This is a genomic window from Microcystis sp. M53602_WE12 (assembly GCF_030065455.1).
Lineage (GTDB): Bacteria > Cyanobacteriota > Cyanobacteriia > Cyanobacteriales > Microcystaceae > Microcystis > Microcystis aeruginosa.
Genome location: NZ_JASJFB010000846.1, coordinates 1 through 1,600, shown reverse-complemented (window position 1 = coordinate 1,600; position 1,600 = coordinate 1). Strand labels below are relative to the sequence as shown.

The 1,600-nt window shown below is 42.9% G+C and carries 2 protein-coding genes and 1 pseudogene; all 3 read right to left on the bottom strand.

The window, feature by feature from the left end:
* Nucleotides 1–234: 234 nt before the first annotated feature.
* The 3 genes and pseudogenes from cpcD to PX482_RS25820 all read right to left on the bottom strand — a co-directional run bounded on the left by cpcD (nucleotide 235) and on the right by PX482_RS25820 (nucleotide 1,349).
* The gene (cpcD, locus tag PX482_RS25830; protein WP_002732223.1) at nucleotides 235–459 is read right to left on the bottom strand and encodes a rod-capping linker protein CpcD; all 225 of its coding nucleotides are present in this window, start codon (nucleotides 457–459) and stop codon (nucleotides 235–237) included.
* A gap of 37 nt (nucleotides 460–496) precedes the next feature.
* Nucleotides 497–703: pseudogene (locus PX482_RS25825) on the bottom strand (hypothetical protein); the annotation flags it as partial.
* Between the two features lie 88 nt (nucleotides 704–791).
* Nucleotides 792–1,349: a hypothetical protein gene (locus tag PX482_RS25820; RefSeq protein ID WP_147073730.1), complete on the bottom strand. Its 558-nt coding sequence runs from the start codon at nucleotides 1,347–1,349 to the stop codon at nucleotides 792–794.
* Nucleotides 1,350–1,600: the final 251 nt, after the last annotated feature.

The window sequence follows — 1,600 nt, the reverse complement described above, 5'->3', positions numbered from 1 at the left end:
TTTCGCCCCATTTCAGAAGCCCGATTCCCTGTGTCCCACGGTACGTTGACCGCCTATAGCTTCTTGTACTTGTTGCGCGCGACTTTTTACCCGGCCAAGCTTTTCTGGTCGGAACCCCCTAAGCCGAGTTTTCAAGGTGCTCCGCCGTCCACTTGGTTTTAGAGACTGGCCTTTTAATTCTAACGTAAAGCCAACCTAGAACGGCGGGGTTTCAGACCCAAAATTTCCGATGAACTACTCGGCCGCAGCAGCGTTTAAGGGTTTAATGCTGACGATGCGAGCGCCTAAACGGGTAATCCGACGCATTTCTTGATTCATGCGGCTATAGGGAACGGTTAAAAAGACACTGCCACTCTTACGGATAGAATAATCTAGGTTATCAGTATTGTCATTTTGACTTAAACCGACGACTTCATAGACAAAAAGGCGATTTTCTTTGGCACTAGAGAGACTTTGCATCGAAATGGCTCCTACATTGATGTTATAGTTCTCTAGTTTAGCCTAGCAGGGAGACTAGCAATCTAGTTAATGGCCGATTGTCGGGTATTTCCGCAAAAAAATAGATACAGCTACAGGCCGCATTGGCCGCTAAACCTCTCGAATAACGGACAGTAACGGCGACTTTTTCCTGTTCTAAAATAGTTTTCAAAGCTCTGATTCTCTTTTGATCAGGCCGTTGATCATCCACCTCTTGAATGGGATTAAGTGATCGCTGTTAATTGTTTGAAGATCAGCCTGCTGATAAGTCGCAACGCTACCTCCTTGATCTAGTGTAGTCGATTGATGTCGTACTACTTATCATCCTTGATGATGTCTCGCAGATCTGTACTGAACTGGAAGGACAATAGAAATGTCCCTTTAGGGGTTTGTATAGTAGTAAATCTCCAAAAAAGAGAAATTTGTTCATGTCGAGTTCTTAGCAAGAAACTTTTTATATTATACCTATCTTGAACGCTAGTATATTCTTGCAGAACCGTATAGTCTTTACAGACACCGTACTCCTGATTGAATACCTTCAAAACACTTTTTACCATAGAAATTTGTTGATTAATTTTATCTAAGGCATCTTTTCGATCTTTTTCACTTGAATCTGAATGTAGTGATATAAATTTGATCGCACTATCCCTCCAAAAATCGACCGCCCCATCAATATTACCCGCTTTGTAAAGCTGCAAAAAATCACGAACAGGCACAGGAAGTTGTGCCATCTCCTCATCATCAATTACGATCAAGGTGGGTGTGGTTGGTTCTTGGCCGACAAGTAGCGGTTGACTATAAGCTACCCCAGGAAAACAATTAAAAACCGCTAAAGTTCCTAAAGCTGCAATTGCTAATATTTGACTTTTCATGATCCTTACCCCCGAACTCGAAAAAATCACCAACAGTCGAGTTACTGCGGTTGACAAGTACTAAAATCTACTTCTCTGAAAAAATTCCGTGGCAGCATAACCAAAACCGCTAGTTAGGGTCTGCTGAAAAAGTTTGTTGGTGGGGGCAGGGTGTGGGGTGTGGGGTGTGGGGTGTAGGGTTTTACCGATTTTGAGGTAGTCAGTTACCTAATTTTCAGGGAAAAAGTACCTGAATTTTACCCCCGATCCCT

Excerpts from the sequence above, each read along its gene's own strand:
- PX482_RS25820 (WP_147073730.1), bottom strand. The coding sequence starts at position 1,349 with ATGAAAAGTCAAATATTAGCAATTGCAGCTTTAGGAACTTTAGCGGTT.
- cpcD (WP_002732223.1), bottom strand. The coding sequence starts at position 459 with ATGCAAAGTCTCTCTAGTGCCAAAGAAAATCGCCTTTTTGTCTATGAA.